The 18,764-nt window shown below is 38.4% G+C and carries 21 protein-coding genes; 18 read left to right on the forward strand and 3 right to left on the reverse strand.

Annotation, left to right across the window (positions count from 1 at the left end; translation table 11 throughout):
- Positions 1 to 210: 210 nt before the first annotated feature.
- From T541_RS0116460 to T541_RS0116520, 13 genes are all read left to right on the forward strand, one after another.
- Entirely contained in the window at positions 211 to 657 is a 447-nt protein-coding gene (locus T541_RS0116460) for a hypothetical protein (protein ID WP_026653672.1), read from the forward strand.
- A 40-nt stretch (positions 658 to 697) separates the two neighbouring features.
- On the forward strand, positions 698 to 883 hold the full coding sequence (locus T541_RS0116465) for a hypothetical protein (protein WP_155839561.1): 186 nt from the start codon (positions 698 to 700) through the stop codon (positions 881 to 883).
- Between the two features lie 286 nt (positions 884 to 1,169).
- Positions 1,170 to 1,403: a hypothetical protein gene (locus tag T541_RS0116470; protein ID WP_026653674.1), complete on the forward strand. Its 234-nt coding sequence runs from the start codon at positions 1,170 to 1,172 to the stop codon at positions 1,401 to 1,403.
- 413 nt (positions 1,404 to 1,816) lie between these two features.
- On the forward strand, positions 1,817 to 2,125 hold the full coding sequence (locus T541_RS20110) for a helix-turn-helix transcriptional regulator (protein ID WP_034467757.1): 309 nt from the start codon (positions 1,817 to 1,819) through the stop codon (positions 2,123 to 2,125).
- Positions 2,126 to 2,485: 360 nt separating this feature from the next.
- Positions 2,486 to 4,135 (forward strand): DUF2075 domain-containing protein, encoded by a 1,650-nt coding sequence (locus T541_RS0116480; RefSeq protein ID WP_034467759.1) that lies wholly within the window; start codon positions 2,486 to 2,488, stop codon positions 4,133 to 4,135.
- Entirely contained in the window at positions 4,135 to 4,461 is a 327-nt protein-coding gene (locus T541_RS0116485; RefSeq protein ID WP_242840796.1) for a nucleotide pyrophosphohydrolase, read from the forward strand. Before T541_RS0116480 ends, T541_RS0116485 begins: the two co-directional genes overlap by 1 nt.
- Positions 4,462 to 4,478: 17 nt before the next feature.
- Positions 4,479 to 7,490, forward strand: coding sequence for a DUF3427 domain-containing protein (locus tag T541_RS0116490; protein ID WP_026653677.1), 3,012 nt, complete (start codon positions 4,479 to 4,481; stop codon positions 7,488 to 7,490).
- 14 nt (positions 7,491 to 7,504) lie between these two features.
- The gene (locus T541_RS0116495) at positions 7,505 to 7,906 is read left to right on the forward strand and encodes a (deoxy)nucleoside triphosphate pyrophosphohydrolase (protein WP_026653678.1); all 402 of its coding nucleotides are present in this window, start codon (positions 7,505 to 7,507) and stop codon (positions 7,904 to 7,906) included.
- Between the two features lie 6 nt (positions 7,907 to 7,912).
- Positions 7,913 to 9,091 carry an HNH endonuclease domain-containing protein gene (locus tag T541_RS21720; protein ID WP_026653679.1) on the forward strand — a complete coding sequence of 393 codons (1,179 nt, stop codon included), beginning with the start codon at positions 7,913 to 7,915 and terminating at the stop codon, positions 9,089 to 9,091.
- Positions 9,092 to 9,100: 9 nt separating this feature from the next.
- Positions 9,101 to 9,415, forward strand: coding sequence for a TIGR04076 family protein (locus T541_RS0116505; RefSeq protein ID WP_026653680.1), 315 nt, complete (start codon positions 9,101 to 9,103; stop codon positions 9,413 to 9,415).
- On the forward strand, positions 9,408 to 9,740 hold the full coding sequence (locus T541_RS0116510) for a hypothetical protein (RefSeq protein ID WP_242840797.1): 333 nt from the start codon (positions 9,408 to 9,410) through the stop codon (positions 9,738 to 9,740). Before T541_RS0116505 ends, T541_RS0116510 begins: the two co-directional genes overlap by 8 nt.
- A 12-nt stretch (positions 9,741 to 9,752) precedes the next feature.
- On the forward strand, positions 9,753 to 9,950 hold the full coding sequence (locus T541_RS0116515; protein ID WP_026653682.1) for a hypothetical protein: 198 nt from the start codon (positions 9,753 to 9,755) through the stop codon (positions 9,948 to 9,950).
- Between the two features lie 24 nt (positions 9,951 to 9,974).
- The gene (locus tag T541_RS0116520; protein ID WP_026653683.1) at positions 9,975 to 10,649 is read left to right on the forward strand and encodes a hypothetical protein; all 675 of its coding nucleotides are present in this window, start codon (positions 9,975 to 9,977) and stop codon (positions 10,647 to 10,649) included.
- Positions 10,650 to 10,712: 63 nt separating this feature from the next.
- Here T541_RS0116520 and T541_RS0116525 read toward each other — a convergent pair whose 3' ends face one another.
- Genes T541_RS0116525 through T541_RS0116535 form a run of 3 tightly spaced genes read right to left on the reverse strand, consistent with a single transcriptional unit; the run spans position 10,713 to position 12,437 of the window.
- A complete protein-coding gene (locus T541_RS0116525) occupies positions 10,713 to 11,258 on the reverse strand; it encodes a hypothetical protein (RefSeq protein ID WP_026653684.1) in 546 nt (181 codons plus the stop codon).
- Positions 11,255 to 11,770 carry a hypothetical protein gene (locus tag T541_RS20120; protein WP_034467762.1) on the reverse strand — a complete coding sequence of 172 codons (516 nt, stop codon included), beginning with the start codon at positions 11,768 to 11,770 and terminating at the stop codon, positions 11,255 to 11,257. The genes T541_RS0116525 and T541_RS20120 overlap by 4 nt, the downstream gene beginning before the upstream one ends.
- A complete protein-coding gene (locus T541_RS0116535) occupies positions 11,757 to 12,437 on the reverse strand; it encodes a DUF4417 domain-containing protein (RefSeq protein ID WP_026653685.1) in 681 nt (226 codons plus the stop codon). Before T541_RS0116535 ends, T541_RS20120 begins: the two co-directional genes overlap by 14 nt.
- Before the next feature lie 121 nt (positions 12,438 to 12,558).
- Between T541_RS0116535 and T541_RS0116540 the strand changes: the two genes are divergently transcribed.
- The 5 genes from T541_RS0116540 (at position 12,559) to T541_RS21510 (ending at position 18,747) form a co-directional block, all read left to right on the forward strand.
- Positions 12,559 to 14,241 carry a hypothetical protein gene (locus T541_RS0116540; RefSeq protein WP_026653686.1) on the forward strand — a complete coding sequence of 561 codons (1,683 nt, stop codon included), beginning with the start codon at positions 12,559 to 12,561 and terminating at the stop codon, positions 14,239 to 14,241.
- A gap of 100 nt (positions 14,242 to 14,341) precedes the next feature.
- Positions 14,342 to 14,857 carry a pyridoxamine 5'-phosphate oxidase family protein gene (locus T541_RS0116545; RefSeq protein WP_034467765.1) on the forward strand — a complete coding sequence of 172 codons (516 nt, stop codon included), beginning with the start codon at positions 14,342 to 14,344 and terminating at the stop codon, positions 14,855 to 14,857.
- A 93-nt stretch (positions 14,858 to 14,950) separates the two neighbouring features.
- On the forward strand, positions 14,951 to 16,267 hold the full coding sequence (locus T541_RS0116550; protein WP_026653688.1) for an ATP-binding protein: 1,317 nt from the start codon (positions 14,951 to 14,953) through the stop codon (positions 16,265 to 16,267).
- Positions 16,268 to 16,423: 156 nt separating this feature from the next.
- Positions 16,424 to 17,545 carry a helix-turn-helix domain-containing protein gene (locus tag T541_RS20905; RefSeq protein ID WP_051538318.1) on the forward strand — a complete coding sequence of 374 codons (1,122 nt, stop codon included), beginning with the start codon at positions 16,424 to 16,426 and terminating at the stop codon, positions 17,543 to 17,545.
- 44 nt (positions 17,546 to 17,589) lie between these two features.
- Positions 17,590 to 18,747, forward strand: a complete 1,158-nt coding sequence (locus T541_RS21510; RefSeq protein WP_051538319.1) for a flavodoxin family protein — start codon at positions 17,590 to 17,592, stop codon at positions 18,745 to 18,747.
- The last annotated feature ends 17 nt before the right edge of the window (positions 18,748 to 18,764 follow it).

The raw sequence follows: 18,764 nt of genomic DNA on the forward strand, positions 1-18,764 counted from the left end.
TTTTTGGCATTTGATGCTGCGGTGAATTAATGGTTATGTATTTCTCTTGTGGTGAAAAAATGAGTCAGGGATGCGGATAGGCTGTGAATAGTAACCTCCCAACACCAGATAACACATACTGTCCTCTTTATAGGACTTCCTCCGCGATATACTTTAACCATGGAACCACCCACCTGGGGTAAAAGAACTATCGACATAAGGAGGAACGCCATGACATCCTACACATACATAGACAACATAGCCACCCAGAACATCACCTTCGCCATCGCCGGCAGCAGCATCAGCTCCAACAAGAAGATCCCGGGCAACCTCTCCGACTACACAGTCATCATCGTGTCAAAAGAGCTAACAGACCAAAGCCACATCAGCGAAGCCGCCGACACCATCCTTACAAGAGGCTGCAAGAACATCGCCTTCTGCGGAGAATCCAGCCAAGAGTGGCGCCCCATCTTTGATGCCAAAGACGCAAGCCTCAACGGCTTCAACGACATCACCGGCTACGACGACTTCGCCGTCATGTGGGGCATCGAATCCATTGACGACCTTCCTCACGAAGTATCCACCAGCTGGAACCAGGCCCTGATCCTTTGCGACAACATGTCAACAGTCAAGGCCTGCCAGGAAGTCCTCAAGGAAGAGCAACCCATATTTGGGTAAAAGAACTATCAACTCCCCACCAGAAAGAGAGGTAGCAACTATGTTTTTTGGAAAAAGAGATAAAGATGTCAGATTAACGGATAAACAGTACAAAGAGCTAACAAGTAACATGTCACGAAAGGAGCGCCGTGACTTCGATCGCAAGCAAGATGAACTTAAGCGAGAACGAGAAGAAGACAGACTCCTCGGCTGGCTTGAGTTTGAAGATGAGCTGGATGATATGTAAGTAGTAAAATGATACATGTTGCGGATGACTAAAAAACGTAAACTGTAGCAATAAATCACGTGATTATTTAATGCGAAAATAAGCTTAAAAAATACAGGTGGTATTTTTAGGACACACACGGGAAAGTGTAGTATTTATCTGGTGTGGTACAATGTACCACACATAAAAATATTAAAAAGCTCTGTTGACAATTTCAACATATATATCTATAATGAAATTACGAACATTGATAAGTGAATATTTTTCTAGTGTCGCCTTTTTCAAGCGTTGAAAAGGCGGTGATTGTATGAAAAGAAGACTATATGAATACTTATCAAAGAGGAGAGAGCATCGCTTTGGTTGGTGGCTCCGTGTATGTATTACATATATAGCCATCAAGAAAGCATCTAAGAACTTCTATGAGGCCATAAGTAAGAAGAAAACTTGGATTCTATTCATGGAACTACTTAAGCTTATTGGAGCATCAGTGTTAAGCTATCTCATAGCCAAAGGCTTAGACATCTTCTTGAGCATCTGGTAATTATTCAAGGTATTCCAGTATTCCCTTTTTAGGGAATACTGTGAGATTGCCTTAAATAGTATGATTCGTAAAATCACCGGGAGGCGAAGAACGCCTGCGTTGCCGAACACAAGATGGCTGGGGGATACAGTCATTAGCTCAAATCATTAAATTATTTGTGTATCAACTTAACGCAGCAAGATGATTTGCTCAGGGCAATCATCAAAGAGCCTCGGTAACTGTTGATGGATTCAAATGCTATCAATTCAAGCATTGGAAAGGTGGTGAAGATGTCTAACCTAGAGATGGCCTCAGACGATGGGTCATCAGTAACACTACGAATAGATGATCAGTTTTCACTGTACCGCACTTATTGGTGGGAGAGTATTAACTGAGGCGGCACTTGGAAAATGCGGTAACATATTAAGGAAAATATGGGAAGAAAACCAAAAAATTATGAAGATATTGCAGGATGCAGTATTTACAAACTTATGCGAATAGCACGAAACATTAGCGCTAAGGATCTAGCGGAAAAACTCGATGTTACTACTGCCTATATCTATGCTATAGAAGCTGGAGAACGACAACCCTCTGACGAGGTAAAAGAAAAATGTCTTAAAGCTCTAGATGTAGATGAAGAGGTAGTAGATTTGTTCGCGAAGCGCTCAAAGAAATGTAATAGCTTTGAAGAACTACTATTATGTATTCTCAAGATAATAGTAAAGTCTGCTCCAGAGCCTTGACCTAGCCAAGGTTGTATTGAGCCCTTATAGATGACAATCGGATATTCTGTCTGATTGTTAACTATAAGGGCTCAATTTATTGATTAAACATCTTTAGTTTCGAAAAGATCTCTGGTAATACTATTTCTCTATGAATTATATTTAACTAACAATAATTATGAAAAGGATCCAGGTGAAACAATAATTAAGGATTCTTTAAATCATGCTACTTATGATTCTTTTGAAGTGTATTGGACAGCACATAGATGGTGATTTGCATATAATACATAAGGTATGGAGGGAAGGCGGATTTTCCGCCTCCTTCTTTTTTGTAGTATACTTATTATAGTCGTTAATTTCGTTGTGGACTGGAGCAATCATATGGTAAATACAGAAATTGCAAAAGAAAACCTCTACGTCATAACTAATCGTAAATTTCCTAGTGACAATTATGGAAATGCTGATTATCTAAGCAATTGGCCTATGCTATATATTCTAGAAAATGGCAATAAGGTCTATATTGGTGAGTCCACCAATGTTACTGAAAGAATGAAGCAGCATTACAACAATCAGGAAAAGCGTGAATTCAATCAGGTTCACTTCATTTATTCTGAAAGATTCAATCAATCTGTAACTTTTGATTATGAGTCCAAACTCATCCAGTTTGTTTCTGCAGATGGTAAGTTCACAATAACAAATAAGAACGACGGAATTGCTAACAAGAATTACTATAAGAAAGTAGATTATGACGATACTTTCGAAGAACTATGGAATGAGTTAAGAGCCTATAAGCTCGCAGATCATACACTTGAATATATTAAGAACAGTGAGTTCTATAAATACTCCCCGTTTAAAGAATTGAATAAAGACCAAAAGAAACTTGCTGATGACATTATTTATGAAATAAGAGTTGGCAAGAAACTTCCTATAGTTGTCGAAGGCAGGCCTGGTACAGGAAAGACTATAGTAGCAGTCTATCTTATGAAATATCTTAGAGACTATGAGGATGAGAAGACACACGAATTCCCATTCCGTAGCAAAAAGATGGGACTTATTGTTCCACAGACATCTTTAAGATCCACGTTAAAGAGCCTGTTTAAGAAAATTGAAGGGCTAGCTGCGAAAGATGTCCTGGGTGCATCAGAAGCTGTTAAGGAAGGAACATGGGATATCCTCTTTGTGGATGAAGCTCAGAAACTACAAGTAAGACGTAGCATAGTAGGCTATCAATCTTACGACAATAATAATAAAAAACTTGGTCTTCCTAGCGATGCTACAGAACTGGACTGGATACTTAAGATTGCCAACACTCCTGTGTTCTTCTTTGATCCTGATCAGCTGTCAGGCCCTTCAGGAACAACTATAGAGATTTTTGATGATAAGATAAAATTTGAGCTTGAGAGAAGAAATCGTATTGGTGCTTATGCGGCACATTTCCTCAAGATGCAGATGAGAGTAAAGGGTGGAGAAGAGTATATCAATTACGTGAATGATATTCTTCATGATGTTAATGTTCCAAAGAAAACTTTTGCAGATTATGATTTTAAAATCTTCGATAGCTTTGAATCCTTTAACAGAGAGCTCTATGCCAAAGAAAGAGATATGGAATTGTGTCGTATGCTTGCCGGATATGCTTGGGAATGGAAAACCAAGAATGACAAGAATGCATATGACATAGTGATTGAAGGCGTAAGTAAAAGATGGAATCACTGCCTGAGCAACTGGATAAACAGTGATGGAGCCATAGATGAAGTTGGATGTATACACACAAGTGCTGGATATGATCTGAACTATGCCTTTGTAATCTTAGGAAATGATATTAAGTACGATGAGAATACACATAAGATTATCGTAGACAAATCAAATTATTATGATAAGAGAGGAAAACAATCTGCAACAGATGCAGAGCTTGATCTGTATATAAGAAATATTTATTACGTGCTTATGACCAGGGGAATTCGTGGAACATATTTGTATGTCTGCGATGATGGTCTTAGGAATTATTTGAAGAAATATGTAGAAAGGTTTTGATGGGGATGGATTTTAAAGAGGTGAAAAAAGAGGTTGTAAAGTTTACGGCTGACAGGAACTGGGATCAGTTTCACACGCCAGAAAATCTGGCTAAAAGTATATCTATTGAGGCAGCAGAACTTCTGGAGTGTTTTCAATGGAGCCCAGAGTATGACAAACAAGCTGCGAAGGAAGAGCTTGCTGATATTATGAATTATTGCATTCTGATGGCAGATAAGATGGGGATTGATGTTGAGGAAGCAATAATGGAAAAAATCAGGAAAAATGCTGAGAAATATCCTGTAGATAAAAGCTATGGAAATAGCAAAAAGTACACAGAACTATAATTTGGAGAACATCTTTAATGAGTATTGATAAGATATCTGAATTGAAGCATGGCTTTGAATCTGCATTTATTGATTCACGAGTTCAATCCAATTTGGCATACAAGCCACAATTTTTGTATAACGATCGTCACGAAGGAAAGAAGGTATTGGTTTCTATCGAGGACGAGTTATTGTCGTGCGATTCATTTAGTATAAGCGTAGCTTTTATTACTATGAGTGGCATAACTCCACTTTTACAGACTTTAAAAGAGCTAGAAAGAAAAGGTATTCGTGGAAAAATCCTTACAACAAACTATTTGAATTTCAGTGAGCCCAAGGCTCTTGAGAAATTAGCGGGATTATCAAATATTACTCTCAAGATGTACGATGTTGAAAGGGCGGAAGAAGGCTTTCACACTAAAGGATATATTTTTAAGCAGAGTGAGATATATAGAATTATTATTGGAAGCTCTAATATCACAAGTTCAGCGCTTACTAGTAATCATGAGTGGAATACTAGAATTGTATCTACAGACCAAGGCGAAGTGGCAGAAGAGATACTTAAACAGTTCAGAATTTTGTGGGGATCCCGATTCTCTTTAGATTATGAGGAATTTATTGAGGATTATAAAACAAGATATGACATAGTAAGAAAACAGCGCCAGATCGCTTCGCGAGAAGAAATAGTATCTGTTGAGAAATATAAACTTCAGCCTAATTCAATGCAGGTTGGTTTTATAAATAATCTTAAAAAGATTGTGACTGAAGGAGAAGATAGAGCACTTCTTATATCTGCTACAGGAACTGGAAAGACATATGCATCTGCATTTGCTATGAGAGAATTGGGATACAAGAAGGTCTTATTTGTTGTGCATAGAGGACAGTTGGCTAGACAGACTAAGAAGTCATATGAAAAAGTGTTTAGCAAAAGTGTTTCTATGGGCTTGTTGGGGGCAGGATATGATGATGGAAAATGTGATTATGTATTTGCAACGATCCAGACTCTGAATCGCGATGATCATCTTCATGAATATAGCCCCACAGAATTTGATTGTATTATTCTTGATGAAGCACATCATTCGGCTGCCAATACATATCAGAAAATCATGAACTATTTCAAGCCTAGACTATGGCTTGGTATGACAGCTACTCCTGATAAGAGGGATGATAATATTGAAGGTCGAAACATTTATGAAATCTTCAACTATCAGATAGCTTATGAGATTCGATTGCAGCAGGCAATGGAAGAAAATATGCTATGTCCATTTCATTATTTTGGAATCAATGACATATCTCTAGAGTACGAAAATGAGATAAAGAGTAAAGATATAGGAAAAAGGGATTTTCGCCTTCTCACAAGCGATGAAAGAGTTAAGCATATCGTTGAACAGGTTACATACTATGGCCATAGTGGAGATAGGGTAAAAGGGTTAGTATTCTGCAGCAGAATAGATGAATCAAAAGAGTTGTCTGATAAGTTTAATAATACGATAAATCCTGCAACGGGGAGAATGTTTAGAACAGTGTCGCTTAATGGAGATGCTCCTGAAGATTATAGGCAGGAAGTTTTCGAAAGACTTGCTATAGACGATGATGATCCGAAGGTTTTGAATGGAGAAGTTAGCCCATTGGATTACATTTTTTCAGTGGAAATACTTAACGAAGGTGTTGATATTGTAGAAGTAAACCAAGTAATTATGCTTCGCCCGACTCAATCTCCGATTGTTTTCATTCAGCAATTGGGAAGAGGATTGAGAAAGGCGGATAACAAAGAATATGTAGTTATTCTTGATTTTATTGGTAATTATGAGAATAACTTTATGATACCAATAGCGCTTTCAGGGGATCGTTCATACAATAAAGACAATGTTAGAAGATACCTGATGGAAGGCGATAGAGTTATTCCTGGGGCTTCGACTGTTCATTTTGACGAGGTAAGTAAAAAGAAAATATTCTCGGCTATCGATAACGCCAATTTCAGTGATATTAAGCTTATCAAAGAAAACTATACTAATCTAAAAAACAAACTTGGAAGAATACCGAACCTCAAAGATTTTGATGATCACGGAGAAATGGATGTTGTCAGAATTTTTGATAATAATAGTTTGGGCTCATACTATAAGTTTCTTGTGAAGTATGAGAAAGAATATACTATTAGGCTTTCGGAAGATGAAGAAAAGGTAATTGAATTTGTTTCTAAAAAGCTGGCATCTGGTAAGAGGGTTCAAGAACTTCAATTATTTAGAAGAATCTTGGCTTATTCAAGAGGCTTTTCACAAATGGGACTGATGGAGCAGCTCTCGCAGGATTTGAAAAACGATTATGGAAAGTCACTTAGCCTTTTGCAAAAGGAAAATGTAGCAAATGTAATGACAAATGAGTTTCCATCTGGATCAGGCAAAGGTACGTATCAGCAGTGTGTTTTCATTGAGAAGGAAAGTAACGATTATAAGATAAAAACCTCATTCATGGAGATGCTTAGAAATCAGGATTTCTACAATATATTGTGCGAGCTGATTGATTTTGGAATAAGTAGATATGAAAGAGATTTTAGCAACACTTATGATAATACAGATTTAGTGCTTTATCAGAAATACACCTATGAAGATGTATGCAGATTGCTTAACTGGGAAAACAATGAGGTTCCATTAAATATTGGTGGATATAAGTTTGATAAGAAAACGAAAACTTTTCCTGTATTCATCAACTACGAAAAAAGTGAAGATATAAGCGATACTACAAAGTACGAAGATCATTTTACAAGTAATAAGTCGCTTATAGCTATTTCAAAGTCTGGGCGAAGCGTTGATTCTGATGATGTACAAAATTTCTTACATGCAAAAGAAAGAGGAATAAGCGTTGAGTTGTTTGTAAGAAAGAATAAAGACGATAAGGTATCTAAAGAGTTTTATTATCTGGGACATATGTATGCAACAGGAGCTTACAAAGAATTTGTGATGGCTAATACTGACAAAACAGCTGTGGAAATAGAATGGAATCTTGACGTTCCTGTTAGAGAAGATATTTATGAGTACATAGTTAATGCTTAAGAGGGGAGTAACGTATGAAAACAGTAAGAGTTGTGGCAGCAATAATAAAGACTATTAACAAAGACGGGGACAACATCATCTTTGCTACTCAGCGTGGATATGGAGACTTCAAAGATGGATGGGAATTTCCAGGTGGAAAGATTGAGGAAGGTGAAACTCCTCAGGATGCACTGAAGCGTGAGATAAAGGAAGAGCTTGATACAGAAATAGAAGTTGGCCAGCTTGTAGATACTATAGAGTATGATTATCCCACATTTCATTTATCTATGGATTGCTTTATGTGCGGAATAATAAAAGGCGATTTAGTATTAAAAGAACATGAGTCTGCAAGATGGCTTAAGAAGTCTGAACTGGCAGATGTGGATTGGTTACCAGCGGATGTGACTATAGTGGATAAAATAGCAGCACTGATCTAAAGGAAAATGGACGAAACGTTGTTTTCACAAAAAGTAGGATTTGAATTACATATTGATGACAAGTACCATAACGCATTGGATATTGAAGGGTTTTCACTAATGATGAAAGATCCTTCCTACTGCTATAAGTTCTATTGGCTTGAGGCAATAGTTAAGCTGATATCAGAAGGGGTAAGAGAAACCACTTTTGATGAAGTAATAAATGAGATGATATCCAACGCTTGGTATTCTGTGCGCGAATTTTATATCCACTTAAGTGGCATTCAATTAGATGGCCAAGTTAGAGATGGCCTGGAAAGAGCAGTTAACAAACTGTCGGATCTTAGTGGATTGCCATCGAATGTTTCTAAAGTTGAGATAAAAAATGCAATTAAGGAACATGATAAGGCGCTTAAAGAAGTCAAAGAACAGCTTACGAACATGGTGCCATATCGTGCGCTGGCAGGATTCTTTTCAAGATCAGATGAAGCAGCAGATTGGGGAAGCATTAAAAGGTTGACTGCGTACATAGAAAGAATAAGTCATGACGTAGTTCTTCTTCCATATACACTTGGCCCTTCAAGTAAGCTGAAGAAAGAAATATATTTTGAACCAGCGTGGATCACGATGATTCAAGATAACGCCGTTGCAATACTCGGATGGATTCAATATGAGAAAGTAAAGTGGCTTCAGAATAATAACCCAGAGGTACCAGGGCTTGTGTATAAGCTTGCTCCTATGGATGAGAAAATGCGAAAGCTTAACAATGTGCATAAACTGTGGGATGGAATTCTGGAATTGAATGAAGTTCGAGATGTGTTTACTGGCGATCCGATTTGTTCCAAGAAATATGATGTAGATCACTTTATTCCATGGTCATTTGTTATGAATGATGAGCTGTGGAATTTGATGCCAATGGATTCTTCCCTGAATTCTTCCAAGAATAATAAGCTCCCTAAATGGGATCCGTTCTTTAGCAAGTTTGCTCAGAACCAGTACCTCTTATACACAGTGATTTTTGAGAATGATGTAATTCACAAGTTGTATGAAGCATGTATACGAGATAACTTGCATTCCATTTGGGCTGGACAAGAGCTGTATCGAAAAGGAAATACAAAAGAAGAGTTCTATGGAATTCTAGAGAAAAACATGCATCCAGTATATGATTCTGCAAAGCGCCAAGGATACGAGATTTGGAATAGATAGAGGAATTATATGAAGAAGGTACGAATCACAGTTAAGAGGATAACTCGCTATGAAGATCTAATGGCAGAGTATGAGAATCCAATTGAACACGCTTGCGCTATGGAACTTGGGCAGACGTTTATCTGTAATGGATGGGAGAGACCTGAAGGGTTCTGTGAAAGTGCATGGGAGACGGTATCTTCTTTTGTAATGACATTGGCTCATGGCGGCGAGAACTTTTATGATGGCTGGATGAAGAATCCAAAGTCAGCCATGATATCTTGTAATGATGGCTTTAGGCCGGTGAGCTTTTTAATTGAGACGATGGATGAGGATAGTGAATAAGAGTATGTACGATGTTATAGACGAGATCAGAAAATTAGAAGAGAAATACGGAGAAGATTTTAACTGGGGAACAGATTTTAAAAATGAATTCTTTGAGAGTGAGTTAAGGAAAGAGTTGGCTCTGGAACCTAGTTTCAATGTTAAGGCAATAGCTAGAAGCTATTCTAATGATGATGTTCTTTTTGAGTATGATGACAAGGTTTTCCGCATATATCATCTTACATATTCTGGTGGCGAGCCTAGATATCAGGAGTTTACTGATGGCAGAGCTGTGGTGGATTATATTGAGAGGCAGTTTGTTGAGGAGTATTGCGAAGAGGGGTAACGTGAGGTAGTGATGAAAGTAGTATACAAGGGACAATCCTTAAGATATGTTGAAGACTTCCATGGAGAAGAAGTGTTGTGGATTACATCACCGGATCAGATAAACATGGAGCACATGGAGTTTGTAGGGGGATATCCAAACGAGTATTGTATCTATCTAAAGGATTTGCCTGCAGAAGAAATCGAAGATATTAGGAGACAGATCTTTTAACAGAATAAATAATGGGGATTGAAGATGGGGAAGGTAGAAGCTGAGGAGAGCCATATTAAGAAACATATTCAGTATTGGATTGACTATGACGGTAAGGGAGAACGCTATAGGCGAGAGAATGATCTGGACTGTATTCTGACGGGTGGAAATTTGTTTGCGGATGCGCTTATTTCTTTATGGAGTCCGCTAAAATATGTGCTGGAATATGAGAATAACAGATGTTGGCAGGAATTTGATCCAAAGGACAGGAGTAAGAATAATAACAAGTTTCTGGAAAAGATAAAGGACAATGTGGAAAACTTCATCCCGGATGAGGATCTGCGTGGAAAACTGGAGAGATTATTTGAGCTTGGAAGGACTAGAGCTAATGTAATCATATTGCCATATAGGAAGTGGAACACGCTAAGGGGAGGGAATCCATACTACGACTACATGCCGTATTTTTTGTATGATATCTTAAATGTTAATGCCGATGAGGAGTTTGCCGAGTTTGGAGAGGCAGTTCAGAATTGGATCCGCAGGGAGCATTTGGAGATGTTCTTTGACGGAAATGTGATTAAGCGTGAGAACATTAAGGATTTGTGCGGTATTGGGACTGTTACTCCTAGATGGATGAATAAGAAGGAAAGCTTTGATATAAGATTGCTATTGGAGAATTACATAGAGATTTTGGAAGAGAGAAGTGAATTCTATCCATGAGATGATGGGATGACTAGAAAGGAACAAGCAGGCCATAAATGTAATGGCCTGCTTGTTTATATGTCATCGTAGAATTATTGATAGATACTCTCCTTCGAAATAGTCTCCCCATCCGTGCCTTTGATCAAAGGATGAAAAACGAATTTGATCAATTGGTGGTAAGTCTATGTGTTCCTTAGCAAGAATCGCTGTCATCTTTTCAACAATATTTAGACATTCATCACCATTGCCTGGAATGTTGGTGTATGCATAAATGTCCTGGATTTGATGTAAGCACAAAAGCATATAGTTTACAGGATCGGATATATCTTCTGTAGAGCCGTCGGTGATTCCATTGTAGAGAGATACAAATTGATGATATTCATCTTCGGAAATAAACTCAAATCCAGCCTCTTGATAGTTGTTAAATTCAAATAGATATTTTGGAATGACTTCCATAAAACGCTCGTCCCATTCATCCCAAGGCATATTTGTTGCTGCCCACATTTTTTTTGCTAATAGCGACCAGTCGCGATCTGAATACTTTGATAATAGATAATTCTCAATACACATAATGCTATATGCCATTCTACCGTTCATGGAAATATTAGATAATTGTTCTTTGATCATTTATGTTTCTCCTTTTTGTGCCAACCAGTATTATTGTGTTTAATCTTCTTTTTAAATGCATATGTACAGTTTTCACATGCTTCTTTTGGATTACCCATGCTCTTGGATTCAGTATGTATAGTCGTGATATGTAAATCTTTAAGCTTTGCACCATCATTTAATGCTTTATTGATAGCATGTACTTCTGCACAATTTCCTACGGAATAGTTGTTCAAAGACTTTTCTGGCAATATGCCTTTTGTATGATCATCCCCGAAAAGAATGGGGTTTTTATTAGCATTATCTAGTTGAATTCCTCTATTCATTCCATAATAATACTTTTGAGTTGATTCGTCATATACTACAGCTGCAGTATTAAACTTGTCTCGTTGCCTTTTGGATTTTTTTTCGAGCTCAGATGCCTTATCTTTCGCCCAATTATTTACTTTGGAATGCATTGTTCTAGCATGAGGACCTGTTCCCGCTTTGGCTCCAGTCGTTCCTGAATACCTTTTTCCTTTACCGCTTCCCATCTTTGCACCTCCTTGATACATAGTCTTGGTACTGAATGAAGCGAGTGTCCTTTAAAAACTCACCAAATACGGAGTCTGGCATTGGCCCATATACCAGAACAACTTGTGGTTCTAACTCTTTAAGCATCGAATATAGCCCATTCTTGAAATGCATTTTGTTGTCTGGTCCTTGAATACACCCATAGGTTGAAACCATTACTATGCTATGTTTTGGTGCACCTAGAAAAGCTGCCTTTTCTGAAAATATCGACTTTGTATAAGTTCTTTCATCTCCCCATCGAATTTGCGGAATTACATATATTCCCTTGGACTGGAAGAAATAACCAATCGCCCTATTTCTATAGATATTCATTAATTGGGTGGATAAGGGCTGGTCCCTATACATAGATGGATCAGGGCTTATTACTATAGGGAATTTTGCTATAGTATCAAGATGATCTTCAGGATGCCTTATGACATCTGCAAAGACAATATCCATATCGTTAAAGCACAATGCAGTATTATTAGTTACTTCTCCTTTAGCATGGCTAAAAGGAACAATGGAATCTGGTATTACAATATGAGCAGGCTTTTCAATTACAGGAATTTCTAAAAACCCATCAAATCTGGCTCCTTGAACTATTTCGGGTCTAAACCCATCGTCCATTTCAAAACGTCTCTTTTTCATCCCTTATTACCTCCTTATTGTTGTTTTGTTCTACAGTTCTAGACTAAAATAGTAGGGTGAAAATGTAATTGACACGTTTTTGCACTGTTTTTGCATTGTTTTTTCAAGGGGGATTTTTACGATGGATTTATCTATATCGTTTTATTTAGAGGCTGTTCACAATAGGCTAAAAGGTATTAACACTCGTTTTGAAGAAGGAGGAATATTATTTCGTCCTTTCAATGAAGAGTTTAATTTGGATATTGACTTTAGTGATACCTACTTTTCAAGACTAAGAAACAAGGTAAAGGATGTTGATGGCGCAATCAGAGATGCTATACAGCGACAAGAGGTTATAGAATCTTTTGAAAAGCATTTTCGCAAAGAAATAGTACCACTACTTAATCCACATACCGGACTGGATTTTCCTAAGGAACTCTATGAGGCTATAAGAAGCTCAGCAAGTATCAGTGAGCGTCAAAAGCAGAACTATCTTAATCTCTATGAATCAGATGAAATAGCATTGTTCCTTGCACATTCATTTATGTACTGCTTATCGACAGATAATCGTCCTAGAGCAGATTCCACGATCAGCAATGCAGACAGACAGTACCTGGATTTGAAAGGGGAGTTTTCAACATTAAAGTCTCTCATTCAAAAAGAACAAATGAATTGTCCTACTGGTATTTCTTTGGAAATGAATGATAAATACAACATTAGCTTAACTGCTAAAAATCCAAAAGATGCTTTTAGGATACGCATCAAGGTGGCAAAATGTTCACTTCTAGAAGAGTATCCGGATTTTAAATCTCTTTTGAATCAGTTGGCTTTTTCGGGAGAACAAATTGATTTTCAAATCTGTAGTTTTGATGTGATAGATTCAAATAACAGATATATTAAACATGTAGAAAACAGCCTTTATACAGGCGAAACATATACTTTACCAGACTTTTTTGTAATGAAATATGATGATTCTGAAGTGACGTCATGTCCTGGAAAGCTGATTATAAAGGTTGATGGTAACAATATACCTTTGCAACTGAAAAACGAATATGATGAAATACTACTTCCAACGTATAACTATCGAATTGAAAGAAGGAAAAGTGGTAATGAAGTTATAGCTAGCTTCATATCTGATGATGATGAGCATTTGGCAATCAGCCTTACACTTACAATTGCAGATGGCAAAATAACAGAAAAGTCCGTAAGAACTGACTTCGCAATTTCTGTTAAAAATGAGAAGTCAGTTCTGGATAGAATTCAATATTATATGCTTCTTTCTAGGATGAAGGAGGCAAAAACATTGACTTTCTACAAGCATAGCGAACAAGGAACGAGCTTGTTTATTTCCACAAATGGATTTTTTGATGACAATAAAAAACAGTTTGAAACTATAGAAAATCAGTTAGAACTACTAAAAAGAATAAGAAGACTTGAATTATATTTTAACGTTTCTTTTGATATTAGTGAGCCTACAATCGGAGATGAGTACTGCGTTGAAGTATTGACTAATCTTATCGACAAAGGTATTGCTATCATTAATAATCAAACTGTAAATACAAGGTTCGAGTCAGAAGAAGACGTTTTGCAACTCAAGGAACAAGCAAAAAGCAATCCGGTGATTAAACATTATTCCAATTTTTGCGATATTGATCTGTTCCAAACAAAAATTACATTTGAAGACAGATATAATATAATCTGGGTTTCTGAAAAGATAAAATACTATAAAAAGAAAATAGCAGCTTATGCTGATACTGCTGTTATATATGATTCAAATAAACATACTGAAGATGAAGTAAATATAATATTAGAGAAGGCTATATGATTTTCTGATCTTAGGGCATGAATAAAGCTTACCGGGCGCTTTGGCCTAGTGGTGTGATCTATTGCTCTTTTGACAGAATAACAGTAATTGGGAGGAGACGATGACGATGTGGGAAATGGACTATGAATCAGCAGCGAAGCACTGGGTGGAGAAGGATAAGGAATCTGCCCACATGGAGGAGGCTGCTTTGAAGGAGAGGATTGAGGGGTTCATTGCTGGGCACAATACTTGTGCGCTGGCGACGGCTTCTGCGGATATGGTGAGGAATACGCCTATCGAGTACAACTACGTGGATGGGGAGTTTTATTTCTTTTCCGAAGGAGGGCTTAAGTTCAAGGGCCTGAAGGAGAATAAGAATGTGGGGCTTGCGATCTTTGAGCCTTACGGGGGATTTGGGAATCTTAAGAGTCTTCAGGTGGAGGGTGTTGCCAGTATGGTTGAGCCTTTTTCTGAGGAGTATCTGAAGGTTATGGAGTTCAAGAAGATTCCGGTGGAGGCCATGAAGAAGCTTCCGCAGCCTATGAATCTGATTAAGGTTGTGGCCAGGAGCTATGACTATCTGGATTCGGAGCTGAAGAAGGAAGGATTCAGCAGCAGGCAGCATTTGGAGAAGTAACAAAAAGTCCTACGACTTTCGCAAGAGAATTTGCAAAAGTCATAGGACTTTTGTTATAATTATTGCAAAAGTGGCACGACTTTTGGAGGCGCTATGTATAGAGAAATAATAAACGATTTAAAGAAATGGAAAGATAAATCCCGTAGAAAACCGCTACTTCTAACTGGAGTTCGTCAGTGTGGAAAGACGTACATTATCGATGAATTTGCAAAGAAATGCTTTGATAGCTATGTGTATGTGAACTTTGAAAGTTCAGAGAATCTTTTGGCTGTTTTTGAGTATGACTATGATGTTAAAAGGATTGTAACTGAGCTGGAGAGGCATTTTAGGACTAACATTATTCCTGGGAAAACTCTTGTTTTCTTTGATGAAATACAGGAATGTCCAAGAGCTATAACGGCGCTTAAATATTTCTGCGAGAATATGAAGGAACTACATCTTGTCTGTGCAGGCTCTTTACTTGGCGTTGCTCTTAAAGAAAAGAATATCTCTTTTCCTGTGGGTAAAGTTAACAGGCTGCAATTATATCCAATGAGTTTTAAAGAGTTTGTTATAGCAAATGACAGAGAAGATCTTATCGAGGCCTTTAATGACTGGCCAACAGATAGAGTGATACCAGATCTCTATTCGAAGCCGATGGAAAAGTTGTTAAAAGAATACTACGTAGTTGGTGGAATGCCTGAAGTTGTAAAAACTTGGATTGAGACTCACGATTTTGCAGAGGTAGAGGAAGCGCAAAATGAAATACTAAGCGATTACGCTGATGACTTTTCTAAGCATGCTCCGCTAGCAGAAGTTCCCAAGATACGTTGGATTTGGGATTCGGTTCCTGTTCAACTGGCAAAAGAGAATAATAAATTTGTTTTTTCACATGTAAAAGAAGGAAAGCGGTCCGCGGAGCTAGAGGACGCGCTATGCTGGCTTTCCGATGCCGGACTTATTACAAAGACAGAACTAGTAGAAAAACCTGAACTTCCATTATCAGGAGCTGCGGATAAGACATATTTTAAAGTGTATATGTCAGATATTGGACTACTTCGCGCTAAATCAAAGGTTTCTGTTCAGGCTATTATTGATGAGACTGAGGGCTACATCAGGTATAAGGGCGCTTTCGCAGAAAATTATGTGCTTAATGAGTTAAAATCACTTGGAAAAGAGCCATATTTCTGGCGCTCAGGTAATTCCGCGGAAATTGATTTTCTTTTTGAAACAAATGGTGAAATCTTTCCTGTTGAAGTAAAGTCAGCAGATAATACTCAGGCTAAGAGTTACAAGCAGTATTGCAAGAAGTATAAGACACGTAAAGGTTTCAAGCTTTCAAGAAAAAATATAGCATTAAACCTATGTGAAGAGGCGGAAACGCTTAGTTTGCCGCTTTACCTTGGATGGAATATTGATGCATACTTGTAATTGGGGGATTGAGGGGTAACACATTACATATAATAATTTAGAAAACTTTCCGTAACGGAAAGTTTTTCTTTTACGACTAATACAACAAGTGTATTATAGTTAGTGTGAGTTCCATGTAGAATAAAGCCATGAAAACAAGTACAGGGTATAGGAAGCATGCAGATAAAACTTAATGAAAACATCAAAAAATACCGAAAGAGTATGAATCTGACTCAGGAAGAGCTGGCGGAAGCCTTTGGAGTTACGGTTGGAGCCGTATCCAAATGGGAAAGCGGAAGCAATGTACCGGATATTCTGACTCTTATGCAGCTTGCAGATTTCTTTAGCATATCTGTGGATGTGCTTCTGGGATATAGCATGTCCTCCAAGAACGTCAAGGACATATCGGATAGGTTGGAAGCTCTTTTACACGAGGATAAATATGACGAGGTTATTGCCGAGGCAGAAAAGGCTCTTGTGAGATACCCTGGGAACTTCAAGATTCTGACCAGGTGTGCAGGCGTATATCACGTTGTTTCAGGCGTAAAAGATTCTAAGGAGTACCGGAACAAGGCGATAGAACTCTATGAATCCTCACTGCGCTATGTTTCTCAGTCGGATAAGCCGGATCAGGAGAGCTTTAGCATCAGATTCCAGATCGCGACCCTTAATGGCAGGGACAATCCTGCGAAATCCCTGGAGGAGTTTGAAAAGATCAATTATCTTGGAATAGCAGATAACAATATTGCCAATATTCTTAGGATGATGGGAAAACCCGAGGAAGCCATGGAGACGTATACTAAAGTACTGGTCTCCATTCTGGTTAAAACCTCGCAGTTTTCAACAGAGATGTTCATGACGCTGGTTGCCATGGATAATACGAAGGCTTACAAGGAGGCCTGCGAGATCATGGATTGGTACATGACTATCGTAGATGCCACCAGCACAGATAGGAGCAAGAACAGTTATCTTTCTAAGATGAAGATCATGGGGCTTGTCCTTAAATCACTGGTTCTTTCCAGCCTCAAAAAATATGATGAGATGCGAACCTGCATCGACACGGCCTTTGAAATAGCCAAGGAGTACGACAAGAATCCATCAAATGATTTTTCCGGAAAGATTAAATTCTGGCACGGAGGTAAGGACGATCACATATCATTATATGATGAGTTTGGCGTAGGTGCTGTGGCAGGAATTGACAACCTATTTAGCATAGGGCCCAAGTTTTTGCCGCCTAAGGTTATAAAAAAGATGGGAAAAGCGCTTGAATACTGGAATAGCGTTAAACAAGGGGATTGACCTTAAATAGCAATAGACGAAATAAAAAGAATGGGGAAAACAAGATGAAATTACTAATTCATGATCTCTCAACAGAAGAGTGGAGCAAGGTGGCAGACAAGTATGAAGGATGGGAGGTTATTTCTGACGACGGCACTATTAAGCCTTGCACAGGCTGCTTCGCATGCTGGGTAAAAGAGCCTGAAGTATGCGCTATAAAAGATGGCTACGAGAGGATGGGCGCGCTGATCCACGAAGCAGACGAGGTGCTTGTGATCAGCAAGTATACCTATGGCGGATTTAGCTCTTTTGTCAAAAATGTATTCGACCGCAGTATAGCTTATATTCTGCCTTATCTCACAATCAGTCATGGTGAGATGCATCATAGAAGGAGATATCACGAGAGCAAAAAGTTCTCTTTTATCTTCAGAGGTAATAACCTGACAGATGCGGAGAAAGAGGCTGCCAGAACATACGTCATCGCGTTCTGCAAGAACTTCTACGCAACCATCAAGGGTATTAGTTTCGAGGAAATGGAAAAAGATAATGTGGCAGTTGGAACTGAAAAGGCTGAGGAAAATAGCGGCAAAGTGGTTCTGTTAAACTGCAGTATGAGAGGCGACAATTCCAATTCTAGAAACCTTCTGAGAAGACTGGACAAGAGCATTGAAGGAGAAACAGAGACCGTAAATCTGGTGTCATACATTGGTAAATATGATGAGCTAGTGGAGCTCCTGTCATCCTGTCAAAAGATAATTCTCGGAATGCCTTTATATGCTGATGGAGCACCATCTTCTGTTCTGAGACTTATGGAGAAGATGGAAAAAATGGAGAAGCAGAGTGGGGCTATCAAGAAGCAGATCTATGTTGTGGCTAATATGGGCTTCTATGAAAGCAGACAGATCAAGAATTTGCTAGGCATGGTAAAAGCATGGTCTGAGAAATGCGGCTACGAGTACTGCGGCGGAGTGGCTGTCGGTGCAGGTGAGATGCTTGGCAAAATGATTCAGATCCCTGATGCCTCCAAGACTTATGCCAGGGATGTAGCGCTTGCCCTTGAGAAATTGGGAGGAGCAATCTCAGCTTCAGAGGCAGTAGCGGATATATATGCAGATGCGTATAAGTTCTCTCGCTTTTTATATCTTGTTTATGGCAACCACGGCTGGACTAAGACTGCTAAGAGAAATGGGTTGAGTAAGAGAGAGGTGTTGAAGAGAGGGTGAGAGATAGAAGCTATGCG

Origin of the sequence: Butyrivibrio proteoclasticus P6B7 (assembly GCF_000622085.1) — a bacterium.
In the GTDB taxonomy this organism is placed as follows: domain Bacteria; phylum Bacillota; class Clostridia; order Lachnospirales; family Lachnospiraceae; genus Butyrivibrio; species Butyrivibrio proteoclasticus_A.

Excerpts from the sequence above, each read along its gene's own strand:
- T541_RS0116460 (WP_026653672.1), top strand. The coding sequence starts at position 211 with ATGACATCCTACACATACATAGACAACATAGCCACCCAGAACATCACC.
- T541_RS0116465 (WP_155839561.1), top strand. The coding sequence starts at position 698 with ATGTTTTTTGGAAAAAGAGATAAAGATGTCAGATTAACGGATAAACAG.
- T541_RS0116470 (WP_026653674.1), top strand. The coding sequence starts at position 1,170 with ATGAAAAGAAGACTATATGAATACTTATCAAAGAGGAGAGAGCATCGC.
- T541_RS20110 (WP_034467757.1), top strand. The coding sequence starts at position 1,817 with ATGGGAAGAAAACCAAAAAATTATGAAGATATTGCAGGATGCAGTATT.
- T541_RS0116480 (WP_034467759.1), top strand. The coding sequence starts at position 2,486 with ATGGTAAATACAGAAATTGCAAAAGAAAACCTCTACGTCATAACTAAT.
- T541_RS0116485 (WP_242840796.1), top strand. The coding sequence starts at position 4,135 with ATGGGGATGGATTTTAAAGAGGTGAAAAAAGAGGTTGTAAAGTTTACG.
- T541_RS0116490 (WP_026653677.1), top strand. The coding sequence starts at position 4,479 with ATGAGTATTGATAAGATATCTGAATTGAAGCATGGCTTTGAATCTGCA.
- T541_RS0116495 (WP_026653678.1), top strand. The coding sequence starts at position 7,505 with ATGAAAACAGTAAGAGTTGTGGCAGCAATAATAAAGACTATTAACAAA.
- T541_RS21720 (WP_026653679.1), top strand. The coding sequence starts at position 7,913 with ATGGACGAAACGTTGTTTTCACAAAAAGTAGGATTTGAATTACATATT.
- T541_RS0116505 (WP_026653680.1), top strand. The coding sequence starts at position 9,101 with ATGAAGAAGGTACGAATCACAGTTAAGAGGATAACTCGCTATGAAGAT.
- T541_RS0116515 (WP_026653682.1), top strand. The coding sequence starts at position 9,753 with ATGAAAGTAGTATACAAGGGACAATCCTTAAGATATGTTGAAGACTTC.
- T541_RS0116520 (WP_026653683.1), top strand. The coding sequence starts at position 9,975 with ATGGGGAAGGTAGAAGCTGAGGAGAGCCATATTAAGAAACATATTCAG.
- T541_RS0116525 (WP_026653684.1), bottom strand. The coding sequence starts at position 11,258 with ATGATCAAAGAACAATTATCTAATATTTCCATGAACGGTAGAATGGCA.
- T541_RS20120 (WP_034467762.1), bottom strand. The coding sequence starts at position 11,770 with ATGGGAAGCGGTAAAGGAAAAAGGTATTCAGGAACGACTGGAGCCAAA.
- T541_RS0116535 (WP_026653685.1), bottom strand. The coding sequence starts at position 12,437 with ATGAAAAAGAGACGTTTTGAAATGGACGATGGGTTTAGACCCGAAATA.
- T541_RS0116540 (WP_026653686.1), top strand. The coding sequence starts at position 12,559 with ATGGATTTATCTATATCGTTTTATTTAGAGGCTGTTCACAATAGGCTA.
- T541_RS0116545 (WP_034467765.1), top strand. The coding sequence starts at position 14,342 with ATGACGATGTGGGAAATGGACTATGAATCAGCAGCGAAGCACTGGGTG.
- T541_RS0116550 (WP_026653688.1), top strand. The coding sequence starts at position 14,951 with ATGTATAGAGAAATAATAAACGATTTAAAGAAATGGAAAGATAAATCC.
- T541_RS20905 (WP_051538318.1), top strand. The coding sequence starts at position 16,424 with ATGCAGATAAAACTTAATGAAAACATCAAAAAATACCGAAAGAGTATG.
- T541_RS21510 (WP_051538319.1), top strand. The coding sequence starts at position 17,590 with ATGAAATTACTAATTCATGATCTCTCAACAGAAGAGTGGAGCAAGGTG.